The sequence below is a fragment of the Chryseobacterium sp. HNCC26DJ240 genome (assembly GCF_057180485.1).
Genome location: NZ_JBXUGK010000001.1, coordinates 299,497 through 318,150, shown reverse-complemented (window position 1 = coordinate 318,150; position 18,654 = coordinate 299,497). Strand labels below are relative to the sequence as shown.

The following is an 18,654-nucleotide window of genomic DNA, read 5'->3' as shown; positions in this document are numbered from 1 at the left end:
ATTTTGTTTACCGAGAAGCTCATTTCATCTTTCTGAGAGGCTCATACAAACGACGAGACAGATACAATTATTTCAACTTCATCACAACTTTTCCTTTAGCTCTTCCACTTTCAACATATTCCAAAGCTTTATTGGTTTCTTCAAATGGAAAAACTTTGTCTACAATTGGTTTTATGATTCCTGATTCTATTAATTTAGTAATCTCTGTCAGTTGTTTGCCATCTGCCATCATAAAAAGAAATGTGTAATCAATGCCTAACTTTTTTGCCTTTTTCTTAATTCCAGAACTCAGAAATCGTGTTACTATTTTTACCAGCCAATTTGCATTGATATCTTTAGCAAATTCCGGTGTTGGCGGACCGGAAATGGAAATAACTTTACCTCCTTTTTTGAGAATATTCAAAGATTTTTCAAGCGTTTTGTTATCCTGACTATTCAAAACGAGATTATAATCTTTCAGTATTGCTTCAAAATCCTGCGTTTTATAATCTATTAAAACATCAGCGCCCAGTTCTTTAAGAAAATCAAAACTTTTGGGACTTGCAGTCGTTGCAACGGTTGCGCCAAGATGTTTTGCCAACTGAATCGCAATAGTTCCCACACCTCCGGAACCGGCCTGAATAAATACTTTTTGTCCTTTTTTAAGTTGTCCGACTTCCACTAATGCCTGCCAAGCCGTCAATGCAACTAAAGGTACAGAAGCCGCTTCCTCCATCGAAAGATTCTTCGGTTTTAGCGCTAAATCTTCTTCTCTTACCGCAATAAATTCTGCAAAAGTTCCGATATGAAAGTCGACAGGTCGGGAATAAACCTCATCTCCAACTTTATACTTTTTTACATTTCTTCCAACTTCTTTTACAATTCCTGCAAGGTCGTGACCCAAAATAAGTGGCATTTTGTAAGGAAGAATCAGTTTGAATTCTCCTGTTTTAATTTTCGAATCCAAAAGATTCAAGCCAGAAGCGTGAATTTCCACCAAAACCTCGTTGTCTTTGATTTTTGGTACAGAAACATCTGCCAACTGCAAACCTCCTTTTGTGTATTTATTTATAAGAAATGCTTTCATAATTATTTCAGTTTTGTGTATTCTTTTTTTGCATTGACTAAATCGTATGCTTTCTTAGGAGCAATCCTATTAAGAATGTAGACTGCTGTGGTATCGCCTACTCTGATGGTTTCTGTATTATTTTTCAGACCTTTAATCAAACCGTTTACCAGTTGCGTGGTACTGATTTTTTTATCCTGTCTGTCAGCAACCATATCGGTATCAACCAAAGGTGGCAACAGTTCAAAAACTTTTACAGAACTGTTGATGGACTGCAAATGCGACCGTAATGATTTCGTATAAAATGCCAAGGCAGATTTTGAAGCAGAATAGGTTGCTTCCGATACCGATGGAACAATGCTGAGAATGGAAGTTGTATTAATAATTGCGGATTCTTTTCGGGATTTCAACATTTCCATAAAAAGATTGTTCAAACGAATTACACCAAAATAATTGACCTCCATCTCATAAACTGCACCTTCCAAATGTTTTTCATTAGCAACTCCCAAATTCAACGGAGGAACACCGACTCCGGCATTATTGTACAAAATATCGATTCCGCCTAAAGCATTTATTTTTTCGAAAAGAGCAATCGCATCTTCAGGTTTTGCAGCATCCGACTGAATGATTGTAATTGCTGGAAACTGTTTTTTTACAGCATCTAATTTTGCCTGATTCCTTCCAGTAATGATGACTTTATTTCCTAAAGCCAAAAACTGTTTTGCAGCTTCCAAACCAATTCCTGAAGCTCCCCCTGTAATCAGAATTGTTTTATTTTTTAAATTCATAATCGTAAAATTTAAAAATGAAATAAACCAATCATTGTCTATTCTAAATTACAGAAAATGATTGATTTATATTAATTATTCTTTTTAAGCTTGAGTTAATTTTGACATTGCTTCACCAATTGCATTGGCATATATTTTTGAATCTCCCACCGGAATATCAAATTGATTATTTTTCAACCCGATGAATAATTCATCTGCCACTTCACTTGGCGGAATTCCCGCTGCTCCGCCAATCTCGGCAGAAAACTCTGTGTTTACTAAAGGAGGATACACTTCATAGATTTGAAGGTTTTTCTGTTCTTCATACGTTTGTCTTAATGCTGTTGTATAGCTATGTAGCGCAGCCTTGGTTGCGCCATAAGTTGGTAAAAATTTATGACTTCCATACACGGCAATAGATGAGATATTGACTACAGCTGATTCTTCTTTTTCTAACAAATGAGGTAATAATAATTCTGTGAAGTGGATGATTGCAAAATAATTGGTATTCATTTCAATTTGCGCTTTTTCGTGAGCGTTGGTCGTTTCGCTTAACAAATATCCGAAAGCTGCTCCAGCATTATTCACGATGATGTTAACATCGGAATGATTGGTTTTCAGTTCTTCAGCGATGCGGATTCTGTCTGCCTCTACGGATAAATCGCCCTGAATTCCTACAGCATCTGATAGTTCTGACAATGCTTTTTGAAGACGTTCTTCGTTTCTTCCGTTGATGATGATTTTGTTGCCTGTTTGGTTTAATTTTTTAGCAATTGCTAAGCCTATTCCGGCACTTCCGCCACTGATAAATATGGTATTTCCTGTTGTTTTCATTTTGTTGAACTGTTATTTTTTGTTGAAATTTTTTTAATGATTGACTGCTTTGCGACAGGGATTGCAACGGCATCCTTTTGTGGAGCTTTAGCGGAACAAAAGATATAGTGGAAAGCCCGCCCGGTCGCCCAAATTATTTTAGTTATTTAGGAAAGGATAATCCGTGTAACCTTTTTCTCCTGGTGTGTAAAAAGTAGTTTGGTCGGGCGTATTGAGAGGCTCATCTGTCTTGAAACGTTCCACCAAATCGGGATTGGCGATAAACGGAACTCCAAATGAAACCAAATCTGCATCGCCATCTTCCAACACTTTGGTCGCTGTTTCTTTGTTGAAAGCACGGTTGATGATGATGGTTCCTTTGTAGATTTTACGGAAATGTCTGGCGACTTCCTGAATGGCATTTTCGTTGCCTGTGACATCTGTGAATGGTTCAATTAAATGAATATAAGCTAAATCATAGTCATTCAATCTATTGACTATATAATTATAAGTTGCGATAGTTTCATCATCTACAGCGATTCCCATAATTCCGTTGAGAGAAGGATTGAGACGAACGCCTACTTTTTTGCCGTCGGCAACTTCTTTAATGGCATCTAAAATTTCAAATAGAATTCTTGCTCGGTTCTCTGGCGAACCTCCGTATTCATCGGTTCTGTCATTGGAATTCTTAGTGAAAAACTGCTGTAACAAATATCCGTTTGCACCGTGAAGTTCTATCCCATCAAAACCTGCATCGAAAGCATTGATTGCTCCTTTTCTGAAATCCTGAACTGTTTTTTGATATCTTCAATCGTCATCGGCTGTGGCGCAACTGTTGCTTTGAAACCTTCCGGCGTGAAAGCTTGTTGCTCCGGATTGAAATTTGAAGGTGCTAAAGGCAATTTCCCGTTGTGTAAATCTGGGTGAGAGTATGCTCCGGTATGCCATAATTGAGCAAATATTTTCCCGTTTTTGTCGTGAACAGCTTTGGTTACGATTTTCCAGCCTTCGACTTGAGTAGGTGTATAAATCCCTGGAACATTAATGAAACCAATTCCTTCTTCACTGATAAAAGTTCCTTCACTGATAATTAAACCGGCTGTAGCACGCTGTGCATAATAGTTTGCAGTAAGCTCTGTAGCTACATTTCCTTGATTAGCAGACCGAGCTCTGGTCATTGGTGCCATTACGATTCTGTTGTTTAAATTCTGTCCGTTAAGTGTGTAACTTTCGAATAATTTGTTGCTCATATTTTCTTTTTTTATGAAATTGATTTTTAAGTATTACTCATCTTAAAATATACTAAAAAGTATATTTTGTATTAAAAAAAATTAGAGTGAATACTGCTCTAATTCGTTTTTTAAACTTTTTACTAATTCTATCATTGGTTTTGAAGTTTCCATTGTTCTGCACAGAATGATACCGCCTTCTACAGCAGCTAATATTTTGAATGCAAAAGCTTCAGGATTCAATTTATCCGAAAACTCTTTATTATCAATACCTTCCTGTAAAACATTGGCAATTCCCTGTTGTCCGGCTCTTAAAGTTGCAGCAACTTTCTTTTTGATAACAGGAAAATTATCATCAGCTTCCACCGCCGTATTGAATATCGGGCAACCGCCTGCGATATAAGTATCAATGGGATTTTTATAAAAGTCAAGATAAAGGAAAATCTTTTCTTTTGCAGTTTTTCCCTGAGAAACAACGATTGACATTTTTGTTGACATTTTATTTAATGAATAATCAATCACTTGTTCCGATAAATCGTCTTTACCATTAAAATGTCCATAAATACAACCTTTCGTTAACTTTGTAGCTTCCAGAACATCGTCTATACTCACACCAGAAATTCCCTTCTCGTTGTAAAGAGGTGCTGCTGTTTCTAAGATAAATTGCTTGGTTTTTTCTGCTTTGGTTAACATACTTGTTTGATTTACTTTGCAAATGTACTAAAAAGTATTTTTTAAAAGCAAATAAATTATACTAAAAAGTATATAAACTCATTTTCTTAAAGAAATATTAAGATACAAAATCTTCATATCAATAACATCATATAATTTTGCTGTCCTAAATCTCTACTTTAAAAGTTTATAGACTTTAATATTACAAAATTATGATTTCAAAAAAATTTCTTTTCTGAGGAGCTCAACTATTCAATGAATCAAATCTGCTTTCACAAACTCAATTTTATCATCTTTAAAAACAAAATCAAAGCTTCCACCGATTTTACCTTCCGGAAAATCACCAGTAAATTCTACTTCCAGATAAGCTGAATTGTCTTTCACTTCTAATTTCCTCAATTCAGTCTGAGTTTTATATCCGATAAAATAACTCACAAAATAATCTTTTATTCCACTGTGACCGATAAATTTTCTCCCAACTGAAGGGTCATCTAAAACAGCATCTTTCAGATAAAATTCCAGATATTTTCTGGTGTCGTAATTATTACTGACTGCAATCCAATTTTTGATAAAGGTTTCTATATTCATTTTTAAGTTTAATTATGATAAAAACTCTGTTTGAATTGCACAGGCGTTTGGCTAGTCTTATTTTTAAATAATTTGTTGAAAGACTGCGGATGTTCAAAACCTAATTGATAAGCGATTTCTGCCACAGAAAGCTGAGTTGTTGTGAGGTAATCTTTTGCTTTTTCGATGAGTTTTTCGTGGATGAGTTGCTGTGCATTTTGTCCTGTCAAAGACCGAAGCATATCACTCAAATATCTTGGTGAAAGATTCAGTTTAGTTGCGAAATATTCTACCGTGGGAAGCCCTTTTTCCAAGGTTTTTTCTTCCTCAAAATATTCGCTCAGCAATTGTTCCATTTTTGACAGCAAATCGTGATTCACTGCTTTTCTTGTGATGAATTGACGTTCATAAAAACGGTTGCTGTATTGTAAAAGCAAATCGATTTGTGCCAGAATAATTTCCTGCGTATGACGGTCGATAAACTGGTATTCGGATTCTATTTTTTTAAAAATTTCGATGATATTCTGCTCTTCACGTTCCGAAATATGCAACGCTTCATTCACTGCATAAGAAAAGAAACCGTAGTTTCTGATGCTCGTCGCAATGGAATGTTTGTACAAAAAATCAGGATGAAACATCAGCATAACACCTTGTCCGCATTCGATATTCATTTGACGAATGTCTTCGATGCTTAGAGATTGTATTTGTTTTGGCGCAATAAAATTCATTGTACCTTTATCAAAATCGTAGTATTGTTGTCCGTATTTTACTTTTGCGGTCACGTCTTTTTTTAACGAAATGCAGTAGAAATTAACGAAAAAACGTTCCCAGATTTCGCTTTCCGAGTGTTTAATTTTCGAAACATCTATCACGCTCACCAACGGATGCAACGGTTCTGGCAAAGACAAGTGCCGATGAAATTCTGATATGGAATTGACGATGTACATTTTATTTTCTTTTACAAATTTAAACAAACAACTGCCTCAAAAAGACAGCTGTTTGATTGATTATTATGAAAATTGCTGACCAATTTCCTTTCTGAATTCTTCCTTACCAATCTCCAGTCGTCTGGAATATATTGCATTGGCATCTGCTCCGACGATGTATCGTACCTGGTCTTTTCCGTCGGTTACAGCTTCGTAAACCACTTCGGCAATTTGCTCTGCAGTAGAAGCATTTTGCATCATTACATCTATATTTTCCAGTAATTTATTTTCTAAATTCTGATATTCTTCGCTTTTATTCATATCCAATGAACGTCCAATAAAATCTGTTGAAATTCCGCCCGGAGCAACTGTTTTAATACCAATTCCGAACTGACCTAATTCAAACGACATACTTTCACTCCAACCTTCTAAAGCAAATTTTGTAGCGTGATAAATGGAATGCAAAGGAAATCCCATAAATCCGCCAATGGAAGTCGTCGAAATAAACAGCCCGTTTTTCTTTGCTCTAAAATAAGGAATAAAAGCCCGCGTAACACGAATGACGCCTAAAAGATTGGTGTCCAACTGACGAAGAATTTTGTCATCGCTTAACGTTTCCAAAGCTCCCATCAGACCGTAACCTGCGTTGTTGAAAACCACGTCAACGCCCATTTCAATTGCTTTTTGTGCCACTTCTTTGATTTGTTCAAAATTAGTAACATCCAAAGGAAGCAAGGTTACATTTTCTAATTGAGAAAGCTCGGTTTCGTTTTGTGGATTTCGCATTGTTGCGATGACGTTCCAGCTTTTTGACTGGAATAATTTGGCTGTAGCTTTTCCTAAACCTGAAGAGGCACCTGTAATAAAAATTGTTTTCTGCATTGTAAATTTTGTTTAAATTTTATAATACAAATGTCCGCAGACGGGATAAGGGAAATGTTGCCAAAATGAGTTTGGTTGTATCCAAAATGACGGAGTAATCAGACCAAAAATTTCTTAAATTTAAAAATCATCCAGCTCCAGTTTTTTGATTCTGGAAGCAATAGCACCTTTTGTACGTCCGAAATGTTTCGCCAAATCATTCCCGCTGATTCCTTCAGAAAACAATTCCATAAGTTCACGGTCAAGCTCGGGAGTCCATGGCTGGTAGGCTCCTTTGTGCTTTTCACGCACCTGCTCAACAGTATAAGATTTCTCGGTTTTCTTCTGTTCGTTGGGGATATCTTTGATGGTTAGAATTTGAGGAGAATCGGGAAAGTCAGCAGGCATCAACTCTTCGGGAATATGAAGCTTGTTCTTGGTACGGGTAACCGAAACATAGAGCAGATTGATTTCTTCGTTGAGTTTTGTGAAATTGATTTCTTCAGGCTTCTTTTCTCTTTTAATTTTTTCTAAATTTTCCTCAGAAATAAAATCGTTGACCAAACGTACGCTGTCATACTCCATTCCTTTACTGCGATGAACCGTGGAAAAAATCATTTCTGCCTTTTCTTTCTGGTCGCCATCGACGTGTTTATCTTTGATTGTTTTTATGATATTCGGGATTTTGTTGCCGTATTCTTTTACGATTTCCACCATCATTCCGAGTTGCAAATCTTCTGTTTTATCGATGTAATCTTCCAATTCTTTAAGATTTTTCATCGCTTTGATAAGTTTATCTTTGATCAAAGACTGCTTATTGTTTTTCAGATTCAAAACATCATACAACGATGCACCTTCGTCTGCATAGGTGTAAGAATTGATATTTCCTTCAAAATAAATGTGTTTTACATTCTTTTTTTCCGTGACATATTCGATGGCTTTCAGCAAAAGTCCGAGATTGGTTCTTGCCAAAATTGCTTTAGATTTAATTTCACCAACATCACCATTCCCTTTGATAGAAACATTTTGATTATTGTTAATATGTTTTTTAAGCTGTAATACTCCCATTGCCAACTCAGCAATATCCTGACTGAAACGAAAACTTGTAGAAAGATGATGCGTTTCAAACTGAGCTTTTTCTAAAGAATTAACGGCAAAACGCCACCCATAAATTTGCTGATGCGTATCGCCAACAATCACTTTCGTCGCATTTTGCTTAAAAAATACATCCAACATCGCCGGAGAAGCATCCTGACCTTCATCAAAAAGTATGTAATCGTAAGGTAATTTCGGGTTTAAAATCTGGAATTTTTTGAGGTAGAAGTCGTGGGTGATTTCTATTTCGCCTTTATCCATTTTACTCAACAACAATCTGGTTTGTGCGAGAATATATTTGTAATAAGTATTGACAAAAATTTTAGCATTTGGATCAGAAACCGTGTCGAGATAATTCAAATCCTGGACTTTGAGCTTATCGCTGTTGCAAAAATAGGAAATGAATTTATTGATGTGATTGGCGATGATATACTCGGTATGTTTTTCTCCGTTTCCTTTCAAATTGAGCAGTTCCACAATTTCATTGGTTTTATAACCCTGTGCACGGATTTTATAATGATTCTGAAAAACAACATGTTTGTAAGCCAAAGAATGAGCCGTTTCTACAGTCACATTGTGCAGACCTTTTTCCTGAAACTTCTTTATAGCCTCCAGCTTTACAGACTTGTTGAATGCCAAATACAGAATTCTGCTGTTGGCAGGTCTCGCTCTTGCATATTCAATAATTGTCGTGGTTTTTCCGGAACCTGCAACTGCATTTATTTTAATATTTCCTGTGGAATTGATGATGTTTTCCTGTTCGGTAGTCCACTTCATAATTTGTGTTTTTCTCAAATTAAAATCAGCAATTTAGTTCACAAAACTCTTACAATCAAGAGTAATTTTGCTTTTTTTATAATGTTTTTACAGTCAAATCTTTTGTAGCCTGAACTGGAATGGAGCGCTACAATAATTCCAACAGATCCTTCTTCGACAATTTTTTGAAAACTGAATTATCTGTAGAAATCAAATCATTAGCCAGTTCTTTTTTGGATTGCTGTAATTTCATTATTTTTTCTTCAACTGTATTAGGACAAATCAGTCTTACGGCGATGACGTTTTTCTTTTGTCCGATACGGTAACAGCGGTCAATCGCCTGATTTTCAACTGCGGGATTCCACCACGGGTCGACGAGATAAACATAGTCGGCTTCGGTTAAATTTAAACCTGTTCCTCCGGCTTTCAAACTTATTAAAAATACGCGGACATTTTCATTTTCCTGAAATTCATTTACTTTCGCAGCTCTGTTTTTCGTCTGTCCGGTAAGGTATTCAAACTGAATATCTCTTTTTTGAAGCTCAACTTTAATCAAATCCAACATCGAAACAAACTGTGAAAAAATCAGAATTTTGTGCTGTGAAGATTTGTTTTCAATCTGCTCCAGCAGCGCGTCAATTTTTGCAGAATCTCCGCTAAACTGCTTCTCATCTTTCAATAAAACCGGCGAGTTGCAAATCTGCCTCAGCTTAGTCAAACCTGTCAAAACGTGCATGCTGCTTTTAGGAAGTTCCCGCTCATCTATTGCAGAAACATATTCTCTGATTTCCTTTTCTTGTGCATCGTAAATTCGCCTTTGCTCCTCACCCATTTCGCAGTAAATTATCATTTCTGTTTTATCGGGAAGCTCTTTTGCGACCTGCTTTTTTGTTCTTCTGAGGATAAAAGGTTGTATTTTCTGCTGTAATTCCTGAGAGCGCTTGGTATATTCAAATTTGTCTATCGGAATTGAATAAATATCTCTGAAATACTGTTTACTTCCCAGCAAACCTGGAACAGCAAACGAAAGTTGCCCATAAATATCAAATGTGTTATTTTCAATCGGAGTTCCGGTTAAAACAACTTTATTTCTTGAATTTAATAGTCTTGCAGCTCTGTAGCGTTCAGAATTTGGATTTTTTATGGCTTGAGATTCGTCTAAAAATATGTAATTAAATTTAAATTCTTTCAAAAACCGAATATCAGAAAGCATCATTCCGTAAGTCGTTAAAATAATTTCATGACCTTCAAAATGAGCTGTATTTTTGATTCTGTTGGAACCGTAGTGGGTCAGAATTTTAATAGACGGTGCAAATTTTTCTACTTCAGCCTGCCAGTTGAAAAGCAATGAAGTAGGCACCACCACCAAATTGGTATTTTTAGGGTGTTTTTTATTTTGCGAGAGAATGAATGCAATAATTTGAAGCGTTTTTCCCAATCCCATATCGTCGGCAAGACAGCTTCCGAAACTGAAATCGTCGAGATAATTCAGCCAGTCGAGACCCTGTTTCTGATAATCCCGAAGTGTGGCGTTTAATTCTGCAGGAACTTCAGTTTCTGGAATATCTTTGTTATCCAAAAGAGTTTTGTTATAAATATCGATTTCTGCATCAACTTCTTTACTCAAAACATCTTGATCAAACAGATTTTTGATTTCAGAAAAATTACTTTTGGGCAATCTTAAAAGTTCTTCATAAATATCTCCCGCATCGAAATAACGGCTGAGTTTTTTCATCCATTCTTCGGGCAAAATACCGTTGGTTCCGTCGTCCAGCTGTACAAATTTACTTTTGTTTTTGATGGATTTGTGCAATTGCTTCAACGTAGCTTTCTGATTTCCAAATTTTACATTAATTTCTGCATTAAACCAATTGATTCCGCTCACAACAGCAATCGAAATTACGGCTTTATTAGAGTTCAAACGATTCTTTTTCAATTCATTAAAACCCAAAATAACAATTTCTTCATTTCGCCATTTTTCAAAAGCTTCCAGAAACCAATTTTCGTCAAGAAATTTATCTTTATGAAGGTAAAAATATTCGTATTGCTCAATTTGTTCGGCAAATTCAGGGTGTTGTTGCATGATGACCGCCGTGAATTTTATTTCTTCTTTATCATCTCTTTCAACTTTAAAAATATTGCCATTTTGGTCGGTATCAAAAATCTGTTTTCTTGAAAAAACCGGAATTTCAACCTCACCGTATCTAATCACCGGAGTTATCGAAACATAGTCATTCTCATCTGACAAATAAATGATTTTTCCTACTTTTTCATCAAAGGATTTTTCCTGCAGTTGTCTTTTGGTAGCCGGTTTTATGTATGAATAATTGATTTTAATATGCTTCTCTAAATTGGCAAGAATACCTTGTTTAAACTCTTCAAATTTCGATGAATGAATCAACAAAATCTCTCTGTTGGATTTGAAAAACTCCAAAACCCGAAGCATATCTAAACTGGTAATCAGATGCAGCGTTTTGTCTTTCAGAATGAAATAATTAAACTCAATTTTGACATTTTTGAAGGGTTCTAAAACATCATTAAGCCAAATTCCGCCTGAGATTTCAAAGAAAGGTTCTTTTTTGAAAACAGAAAGTTCTATTTCGGCATTCAATAATTTCAAATCGACCGAAACGATAGATTTTGCTGAAACGTTTTCCGAAATGTCTTTGTCGTGATAAAAAACAGGCAGATTAAGCGGGTTTTTAACCACCATTTTTAAAGCTTCAACATCGGCTTCATTTTTCTCTTCGCTGAGATTATTTTCAAATTTCGAAACGGCGGTGAAAAATTTTGTCTCGTCAATGGTTTCCGCTTTCCAGATTAAATTTGAGTCTTCCACAACCGTAAACGGATTTTTGATTTTTCCGGCCTTAGCGGTTTCCGCTTCGAAAAGTTCTATGGCAAAACTATCGTAATACTTATGTTTTTTAATGACCAAAAAAAGTTGTTTACCATTACTTTGAGCTATTATTTCGGGAAAATTATCTTTATTTTTGGGGAGTAATTTCTGTTGAAGTTCGTCAGAATTCAGTTTGATTATTTCTTTAATTTTTGGTTCTATTTTTAAAGACTGATGAACGTGTTCTAACTGAAAATAATCATCGAGATTGCTTTCATTTTCAAGTCCATACTCTTTTGCGTGGATTTCCAACTTTTTCCTACGAAGTTCTTCATCAAAGAAAACCCGCAAATCCTGTCGCTCAAGAATTGTATAAAGGACCTGAGCCTGATGAGTGCACAATTTGGTTTTAGAGTTTTGACATGGGCAATCTAAAATTAAAGAATTTCCAATAAAATTCACTGCCACGCTAGGAAAATCAATATTTGATGAAGGTTTAAAAAACACTCCGGAATTGATTTCTATAAAATACGGTTGAATATCTTTTAAATTTTTCTTTTCAATATCCATCTTTTCTGAGCAATATTTTTGAAGATCAAAAACCGAAAAATTTGAGAAGCTGATGTTTTCGAAAATATATTGATTTTTGAGATGTTGCATTATGTTACACAAGAAATTTGAATGTTACTTTTGATTGATATTTACACGAAATTTTGTGTCGAATCAGGGATTTTAGTAACGCTAAATTAATGAAAAAAGCTTAAAACAATAGTTCCTGCGTAAGGGATAGAAGCGGCATCCTTTTGTAAGGAGGAACGACAAGCAAAAGATACAGCACAACTGAGTATTAAAGCAACTAAATGTTGCTTTAATGTGAAAGTTGCGAACGAAGTTCTGCCCGACCCGCTTGCATTTTTGCCTTGTTGAAAGTTTCTTTCGAAGACCAAAAACTTCTGGCAAAATGCAAAGGGATACGTCCAAAATAGTATTTATTTTTTCGGTTGGGTTAAATGAATTGTTCCTTCCGCACCGCAAAGAATCGCCTGAGTTGCCAGATTATGGAATAAAGAATGGTCGATGATTCCTGCGCATAATTTGATGTTATTAAGGACTTCCAATTCTGGAAAATCATTGAATTTTACGTCCAAAAGCGCTCCGAATCTTTTCGTTAATATCTTTTCCTGATTTGAATCTTTTCTAATTGTAACACTTTCAATATCAAATTGATTCTGAAGTTTTTCAATAATAAAACCAATAGAATCCGTAACAACTTCCACCGTGAACGAACAGTTTTCATCAAATTTTTGAATGTATTTTTGAGTGTCTCCCAACAAGATAAATTCTTTCGCTATCGAAGCCAAAATTTTCTCATCTGTATGGATTCCGCCTCCGCTTTTCAAGGCATTCAAATCTTTATCGAGGAAATCACAACCGTCGAAATAGACATCAATGGAATTGAGATTTTCAGCATTTAAAACTTTCATATCAAATTGAAGCAACAATTCTGTCGTTTCCTGACTTGAAGATACAAAACTGTGCATTTCGGTTTTGCTGTCTTTTGCTAATTCTTGCACGAGATAAGCAATCGTACTTCCTGCTCCGAGACCGATGATTTGGTTTCGTTTTATGAATTTTACGGCTTCTAAAGCTGATTGTTGTTTTAAATTCATCTACATTTTCATTTCTTACAATTTATAAATTTTTTCCGAAAAACTCAACCAATTTTGTGACTGTTTGCTTAACATATTCCGGTTTCCAATAGGTTTGAATATGCGTTGCGCCATCGATGATGAATAACTCTTTCGATTTGGCATTAATGGCTTTCGGGAAGGCTTCGTCGGTCATATATTTTGTATCGGCTTTGCTTCCGGCAATCATCAAAAGCGGTTGATTGATAAGCTCGATTTGGTCGGTCGCATCCCAAGTCATCAAATCCATCAAATTACTCGTCGGATAAAGAAATGTGGAGTTCGGATGCGCGTTGGTTCGGTAATAATAGACGTAACCTTCGCGGTACAAATCGGTAGAAGTTTTGGCAATTTCGTCATCCGTAATCGTTGCGACACCGCTGTAAATGATTTCTCCATTAGATTGTTTTGAACGAGCTTCAGAAGCCTGTTTTAATCTTTCCTGAATGGTTTTGAGCTGGGAATTTTGGAATCCATTTCGTCTGACTTCGCCGGAATTAAACATACTCAAAGTCGCCACCGCTTTGAATCTTTTGTCCGATTGCGACGCTTTCAAAGTATAACCGCCACCGCCACAAATCCCGAAAACACCAATTCTATCGGCATCTACACCTTTGAAATTCGCAATAAAATCTCCGGCACCACGGATGTCTTCTACTCTATTTGCAGGTTTATCGGTGTGACGAGGTTCGCCTCCACTTGCGCCTTGATACGACGCATCAAAAGCGATTGTGATGAAGCCGTTTTCCGCCAAATTTTGCGCATATAATCCTGCAGTTTGTTCCTTAATTCCGCCGTTTGGATGTGCCACGACAATGGCTGGATATTTTTTGGATTCGTCGTAATTTGCCGGTGTGTAAACATTTGCCGAAATATCGATTCCGTTGAGTTTGTAAGTTACCGGATGAATGTTGACTTTCCCTTTTTCATTTTTGACAATCGCGCCATCGTAAACCAATGTGAACGGATTATCTTTATAATTTTATGTCACTTTTTGTGATTTTAAAGTTTGATTAAATGTGATTATTGATAGTATTGTTATTAAATATTTCATTGTGATGTTTTATTTTAATTGATTAGACCAAGACTTTTCAGCCATTTTTTCACTTCATCTTTTACCTGAACTTCTTTTCTGCCCTTCATTACGAAGAGAATTCCGTCTTTTTCTTTTCCGCCTTTGGTGGAGAATTCTTTTAAAACTTTACTGTTTAGAGACATTTCGTTAATGATTTCTAAAGAATTTCCGAGTCCGTAACCAGCATTTGTATTGAATGGAATGATTGTTTTTCCGCTTAAATCGTACTGATTTAAAAAGCTCTTCATTGGCGGTGGCAATTGCATTCCCCAAGTTGGATATCCAATAAAAATCGTGTCATAATCCTGAATATTTTCGATTTTAGTTTTCAGTTTTGGAAGAAAATTGGTTTCATTTTCTTTGGCAACCTGTTCTACGATTTGTTTGTAATTTTCGGGATAAGGGTTTTCAAGTTCCAACTCAACTAAGTTTCCGCCGATGTTTTGATGAATTATTTCTGCGACAGCTTTGGTGTTTTTTGTTCTTGAGAGATAGACAATCAGCACTTTTTTATTTTTAAAATTTTCATTTTTGGATGAAGTTTCCTGAGCTTTTGAACAGGATGAAAACATTGATAAGATGATGCAGAATAGAAAGCTGTATTGTTTTAAATTTTTCATATTTGATAATGAGATTTGTTTTAACGCAAAGTCCGCAAAGTTTTTTTTAAAACTCGATGTATATTTTTAAGTTCGCAAAGGCGTTTCACTCAGCAGAGATTAAAATATTTTTATTTATCCAATTTCTTTTCTTTCAGCCATTTTGAAAGTTCTTCGGCAACATCTTTACTGTTCAAATCTGACATTGGAAAATGTGTATTTCCTTTGATTCCGATTTCGGGAAGATGAACGATTGTGACGTCTCCGCCGTGAGCGTTTACAACTTTTGCCCATTGTTTTGCGGTTATTAAAACGTTTCGCCAAAAATTGAGTGATGAAGCATTGGTTTCTTCTTTCGGAATGAAATCTCCAAAATAAACGACAATCGGAATCTTCGTCAGTTTCATAAAATCATCCATCGGAATTCCTGCTCCACCGCGATTTCCTTCGGGAACTTCGCCTTCAGGGAAGACAAATCCGCCAGGTTCGTAAGATACAATCGCTTTAATATGATTGTTTTTGATGGCCGTTTTCCAGCCGATTGTTCCGCTTGCTGAATGTGTAAATAAAATTCCGTCTCCGGTTTTATCGAAAACTGCGGACATTGCATTGACAATTGTGGTTTCATCGACGTTTCCAGTATTCGGTGTCATCATTCTGAAAAAATTGTTAAGTGAAACCGAATCTTTTGGAAACTGAACGCCTTCATTAAAATCAGGATACAAACCGATTCTGAATTGCGTAAACCAAGTCTGGTCATCGGGAGTTGCCGAAATCTGAGCTGGTTTTGTGGTTTGTCCGGCATCGCCACGACCGGGCTGGTCAACCAGATAAACGGGAAAACCTTTTCTCAAAAACATATCTGAAAAACCTTCTCTTCCGTCTGCTGTGGTTTGCCAACTTCGTTTCGATTGTCCGTAACCGTGAAGAAAAACCATCGGATATTTTTTCGGTTTTGCCGGAATCTGATAAAAAACATCTGCGTGGTCGCCGTGTCTGGTTTGTCCGCCCTGAGGAAAATTCCAAGGTTTTAAAGGGTCGAAAGTTCCTTCGCTTTTAATGACTGTTCCGCCTGCTGAAAATGTTCCCTGTTCTTTTATAACGAGATTTTTCTGAGCTGAAACTGTGCTGAAAAGCAAGAGAAGTAATAAACTTAATATGTTTGATATTTTTTTCATAATTTTTCTTTTATCTATTGCAAATATCTCTATAATAAGAAGTTATTCAGGTAGATGAATTACTGAATTGCTTACCATTTTTACTGATTTCAATTTTTTATCAGATTTAATTTTTAGAATTAAATAAAATTTGGTTTAAAATAAAATTAATTTTTACATTTGTATAATCAGTTATGTAATTAATTATGAATATATTTGAAAGAACAGGAAAAATGGCTTTGGGAAGCAGATTGCGTTTGTTGACAAGCCGATTTACAGATGATGCAACCAGGATTTATGAAATTTATAATGTTGAGAAATTCTCTCCAAAATGGTTTCCGGTTTTCTTTGTGCTTTCGGAAACGGATGAAAAAACAATTACTGAAATCGCCAAGGAAATCGGACATTCTCAACCTTCTGTGACCAAAATCATTAAAGAAATGACGAAAGCTGGTTTGGTAAATGACAAGTTAAAATCCAGTGACAAACGCAGAAATGTTGTCGGATTAACCAAAGAAGGAAAAGTTTTAGCCGAAAAAATGTTGCAGGAACAGTGCGTGGATATTGATTTGGCTGTAGAAAATCTCCTTGCTGAAGCTACTAACAATCTTTGGGAAGCTGTTGCAGAATGGGAATTTTTACTGGAACAAAAATCATTATTGAAACGTGTTCAGGAACAGAAAAAACTGCGTGAAAGCAAAGATGTGGAAATAGTGGAATATGAACCGAAATATCAATCGGCTTTCAGAAACTTGAATGCAGAATGGATTTCGAATTATTTTGAAATGGAAGAAACAGATTACAAATCTCTGGAAAATCCGCAGGACTATATTCTCGACAAAGGCGGGAAAATTCTTGTTGCACTCTATAAAAACGAACCTTTGGGCGTTTGTGCTTTGATAAAAATGAACGACAAAGATTACGATTTTGAAATGGCAAAAATGGCGGTTTCTCCGAAAGCTCAAGGGAAAAATATCGGCTGGCTTTTGGGACAGGCTATTATCAATTCGGCAAAAGAATTGGGTGCTTCAAAGTTGTATTTAGAAAGCAATACGATTCTGAAACCTGCGATTAATCTGTATTATAAATTGGGATTTGTTAAAATTTCGGGTCGACCGACTCCGTATCAAAGAGCGAATATTCAGATGGAATTGGATTTGAAGAAATAGAAATTTTCGTTAGAAAAAAGCTGAAGTTTTCGCTTCAGCTTTTTTAATTTAAATCACTTTTAAACTCCAAAAACCTCTTCCAAATGTTTCGGATAATTTTCTAAATCTCCTGCAATATCTCCATCTTTAAAAATATCAAAACAATTGTAATCAGCAGCGATTTCTACACCGCAAAAACGATAATTGCTGGTAATTTGGATGAGAACATCAGCGGTACTTCTACCTTCAAATAAAACCTGATTTGGGTCATTGAAACTAGCTTTTGGAGCGTTCCAAGTAGCACAGACCATAAATTTTTTGCCTTGCATTTTTCCGCCCGTTCCGTATTGTCTGGTTACATCTTCTCTTGTTCTGCCATCTCCGGAAAGAAATTTTGCACTGTGTAATCCACTATTGAAAACCTCGTCTACATATTTTTTATAAATCCAAGGTGCGCCAAACCAATTGATGGGCGTTTGCAATATGATAATATCTGCTTCGATATGTTTTTCAACTTCTTCATCGGCATTGTAACCGTCTTCTACTTTTGTTTCTAAAACTTCAAAACCTTTTTCCAGAAAAAATGCTTTGGCTTTTTGGTTGAAAGCATCATTCAGAAAGCCTTCTGACCAATTGGGATAGTTTAAATGGGTATTAATTAAGAGTACTTTTTTAGTTGAATTCATTATAATTTCTATTGAATATTTTTACTTGATTTTAAATACTTTCTGTAAATATTTTGGATAATTTTCCAAATCTTCTTTGATATGTTTGTTGTGATAAACATCGTAGCAGTAATATCCGGCAACGACTTCAAAACCCGTAAACAAATAATTGGCGCCTACATTAAACAAAGCATCATCGGCACTTTTTCCTTTAAACAAATATTGATTTTTATCGTTAAAACTTTCTTCCGGTGCGTTCCAAGTTGCACAAATCATAAACTTTTTGCCTTGCATTTTTCCGCCCATTCCGTATTGTTTTGAACCTTCTTCGGCCGAACGTCCGTCTCCTGAAAGAAACTTTTTGCTTTGTAAAGCGCTGTTAAAAACTTCATCCACATATTTTTTATAAATCCAAGGTGTATTTTCCCAATTCACAGGCGTTTGCAAAATCACAATATCGGCTTGCAAATGTTTCTCGACTTCTTCATCGGGATTGTAACCATCTTCCACTTTTGTTTCCAGAACTTTGTAGTTTTTAGAAATAAAAAATTCTTTGGCTTTATTATAAAATGAGGCATTCAATTTGCCTTCAGACCAACCGACATAAGTCAAATGGGTGTTAATCAATAAAACTGTTTTCTGTTTAGGAGTTTCTTTTGAAGATGTTTTTTGAGCGTTTAATTTTACTCCGAATGAAATTAAAATTAGAAATAGAGAAATGATACTTTTTGCTTTCATTGATTGAATATTTA

16 protein-coding genes and 1 pseudogene are annotated in these 18,654 nt (G+C 35.6%); 1 reads left to right on the top strand and 16 read right to left on the bottom strand.

The genetic code is table 11. The features are described 5' to 3' along the window. Positions 1-67: 67 nt before the first annotated feature. The 14 genes and pseudogenes from AC2A1G_RS01510 to AC2A1G_RS01445 form a co-directional block, all read right to left on the bottom strand. A complete protein-coding gene (locus AC2A1G_RS01510) occupies positions 68-1,066 on the bottom strand; it encodes an NADP-dependent oxidoreductase (protein WP_484045189.1) in 999 nt (332 codons plus the stop codon). Between the two features lie 2 nt (positions 1,067-1,068). Beyond that, positions 1,069-1,833, bottom strand: a complete 765-nt coding sequence (locus tag AC2A1G_RS01505; protein ID WP_484045188.1) for an SDR family oxidoreductase — start codon at positions 1,831-1,833, stop codon at positions 1,069-1,071. A gap of 84 nt (positions 1,834-1,917) precedes the next feature. Beyond that, on the bottom strand, positions 1,918-2,646 hold the full coding sequence (locus AC2A1G_RS01500; protein WP_484045187.1) for an SDR family oxidoreductase: 729 nt from the start codon (positions 2,644-2,646) through the stop codon (positions 1,918-1,920). A 138-nt stretch (positions 2,647-2,784) separates the two neighbouring features. Continuing rightward, positions 2,785-3,812, bottom strand: a pseudogene (locus AC2A1G_RS01495) (alkene reductase). Between the two features lie 144 nt (positions 3,813-3,956). Continuing rightward, a complete protein-coding gene (locus AC2A1G_RS01490) occupies positions 3,957-4,547 on the bottom strand; it encodes a TetR/AcrR family transcriptional regulator (protein ID WP_484045186.1) in 591 nt (196 codons plus the stop codon). Between the two features lie 231 nt (positions 4,548-4,778). Then, complete coding sequence (locus tag AC2A1G_RS01485) at positions 4,779-5,114, bottom strand: nuclear transport factor 2 family protein (RefSeq protein WP_484045185.1); 336 nt, start codon at positions 5,112-5,114, stop codon at positions 4,779-4,781. A gap of 8 nt (positions 5,115-5,122) precedes the next feature. Further along, a complete protein-coding gene (locus tag AC2A1G_RS01480) occupies positions 5,123-6,040 on the bottom strand; it encodes a helix-turn-helix domain-containing protein (protein WP_484045184.1) in 918 nt (305 codons plus the stop codon). Positions 6,041-6,103: 63 nt separating this feature from the next. Beyond that, complete coding sequence (locus tag AC2A1G_RS01475) at positions 6,104-6,901, bottom strand: SDR family oxidoreductase (protein ID WP_484045183.1); 798 nt, start codon at positions 6,899-6,901, stop codon at positions 6,104-6,106. Positions 6,902-7,021: 120 nt separating this feature from the next. After that, a complete protein-coding gene (locus AC2A1G_RS01470) occupies positions 7,022-8,752 on the bottom strand; it encodes a UvrD-helicase domain-containing protein (protein ID WP_484045182.1) in 1,731 nt (576 codons plus the stop codon). A 127-nt stretch (positions 8,753-8,879) separates the two neighbouring features. Next, the gene (locus tag AC2A1G_RS01465; RefSeq protein WP_484045181.1) at positions 8,880-12,230 is read right to left on the bottom strand and encodes a DEAD/DEAH box helicase; all 3,351 of its coding nucleotides are present in this window, start codon (positions 12,228-12,230) and stop codon (positions 8,880-8,882) included. A gap of 329 nt (positions 12,231-12,559) precedes the next feature. Further along, complete coding sequence (rpiA, locus tag AC2A1G_RS01460) at positions 12,560-13,240, bottom strand: ribose 5-phosphate isomerase A (RefSeq protein WP_484045180.1); 681 nt, start codon at positions 13,238-13,240, stop codon at positions 12,560-12,562. 22 nt (positions 13,241-13,262) lie between these two features. Then, positions 13,263-14,216 carry an alpha/beta hydrolase gene (locus AC2A1G_RS01455; RefSeq protein ID WP_484045179.1) on the bottom strand — a complete coding sequence of 318 codons (954 nt, stop codon included), beginning with the start codon at positions 14,214-14,216 and terminating at the stop codon, positions 13,263-13,265. Positions 14,217-14,326: 110 nt separating this feature from the next. Next, positions 14,327-14,953 (bottom strand): flavodoxin, encoded by a 627-nt coding sequence (locus AC2A1G_RS01450; protein WP_484045178.1) that lies wholly within the window; start codon positions 14,951-14,953, stop codon positions 14,327-14,329. Positions 14,954-15,063: 110 nt separating this feature from the next. Continuing rightward, positions 15,064-16,110 (bottom strand): alpha/beta hydrolase, encoded by a 1,047-nt coding sequence (locus AC2A1G_RS01445; RefSeq protein ID WP_484045177.1) that lies wholly within the window; start codon positions 16,108-16,110, stop codon positions 15,064-15,066. Between the two features lie 185 nt (positions 16,111-16,295). Between AC2A1G_RS01445 and AC2A1G_RS01440 the strand changes: the two genes are divergently transcribed. Continuing rightward, on the top strand, positions 16,296-17,258 hold the full coding sequence (locus tag AC2A1G_RS01440; RefSeq protein ID WP_484045176.1) for a bifunctional helix-turn-helix transcriptional regulator/GNAT family N-acetyltransferase: 963 nt from the start codon (positions 16,296-16,298) through the stop codon (positions 17,256-17,258). A gap of 59 nt (positions 17,259-17,317) precedes the next feature. On the opposite strand, the gene AC2A1G_RS01435 is transcribed toward AC2A1G_RS01440, so the two are convergent. Both AC2A1G_RS01435 and AC2A1G_RS01430 read right to left on the bottom strand, forming a co-directional pair. After that, on the bottom strand, positions 17,318-17,923 hold the full coding sequence (locus tag AC2A1G_RS01435) for an NAD(P)H-dependent oxidoreductase (protein WP_484045175.1): 606 nt from the start codon (positions 17,921-17,923) through the stop codon (positions 17,318-17,320). Between the two features lie 21 nt (positions 17,924-17,944). Then, on the bottom strand, positions 17,945-18,640 hold the full coding sequence (locus AC2A1G_RS01430) for an NAD(P)H-dependent oxidoreductase (RefSeq protein ID WP_484045174.1): 696 nt from the start codon (positions 18,638-18,640) through the stop codon (positions 17,945-17,947). Positions 18,641-18,654: the final 14 nt, after the last annotated feature.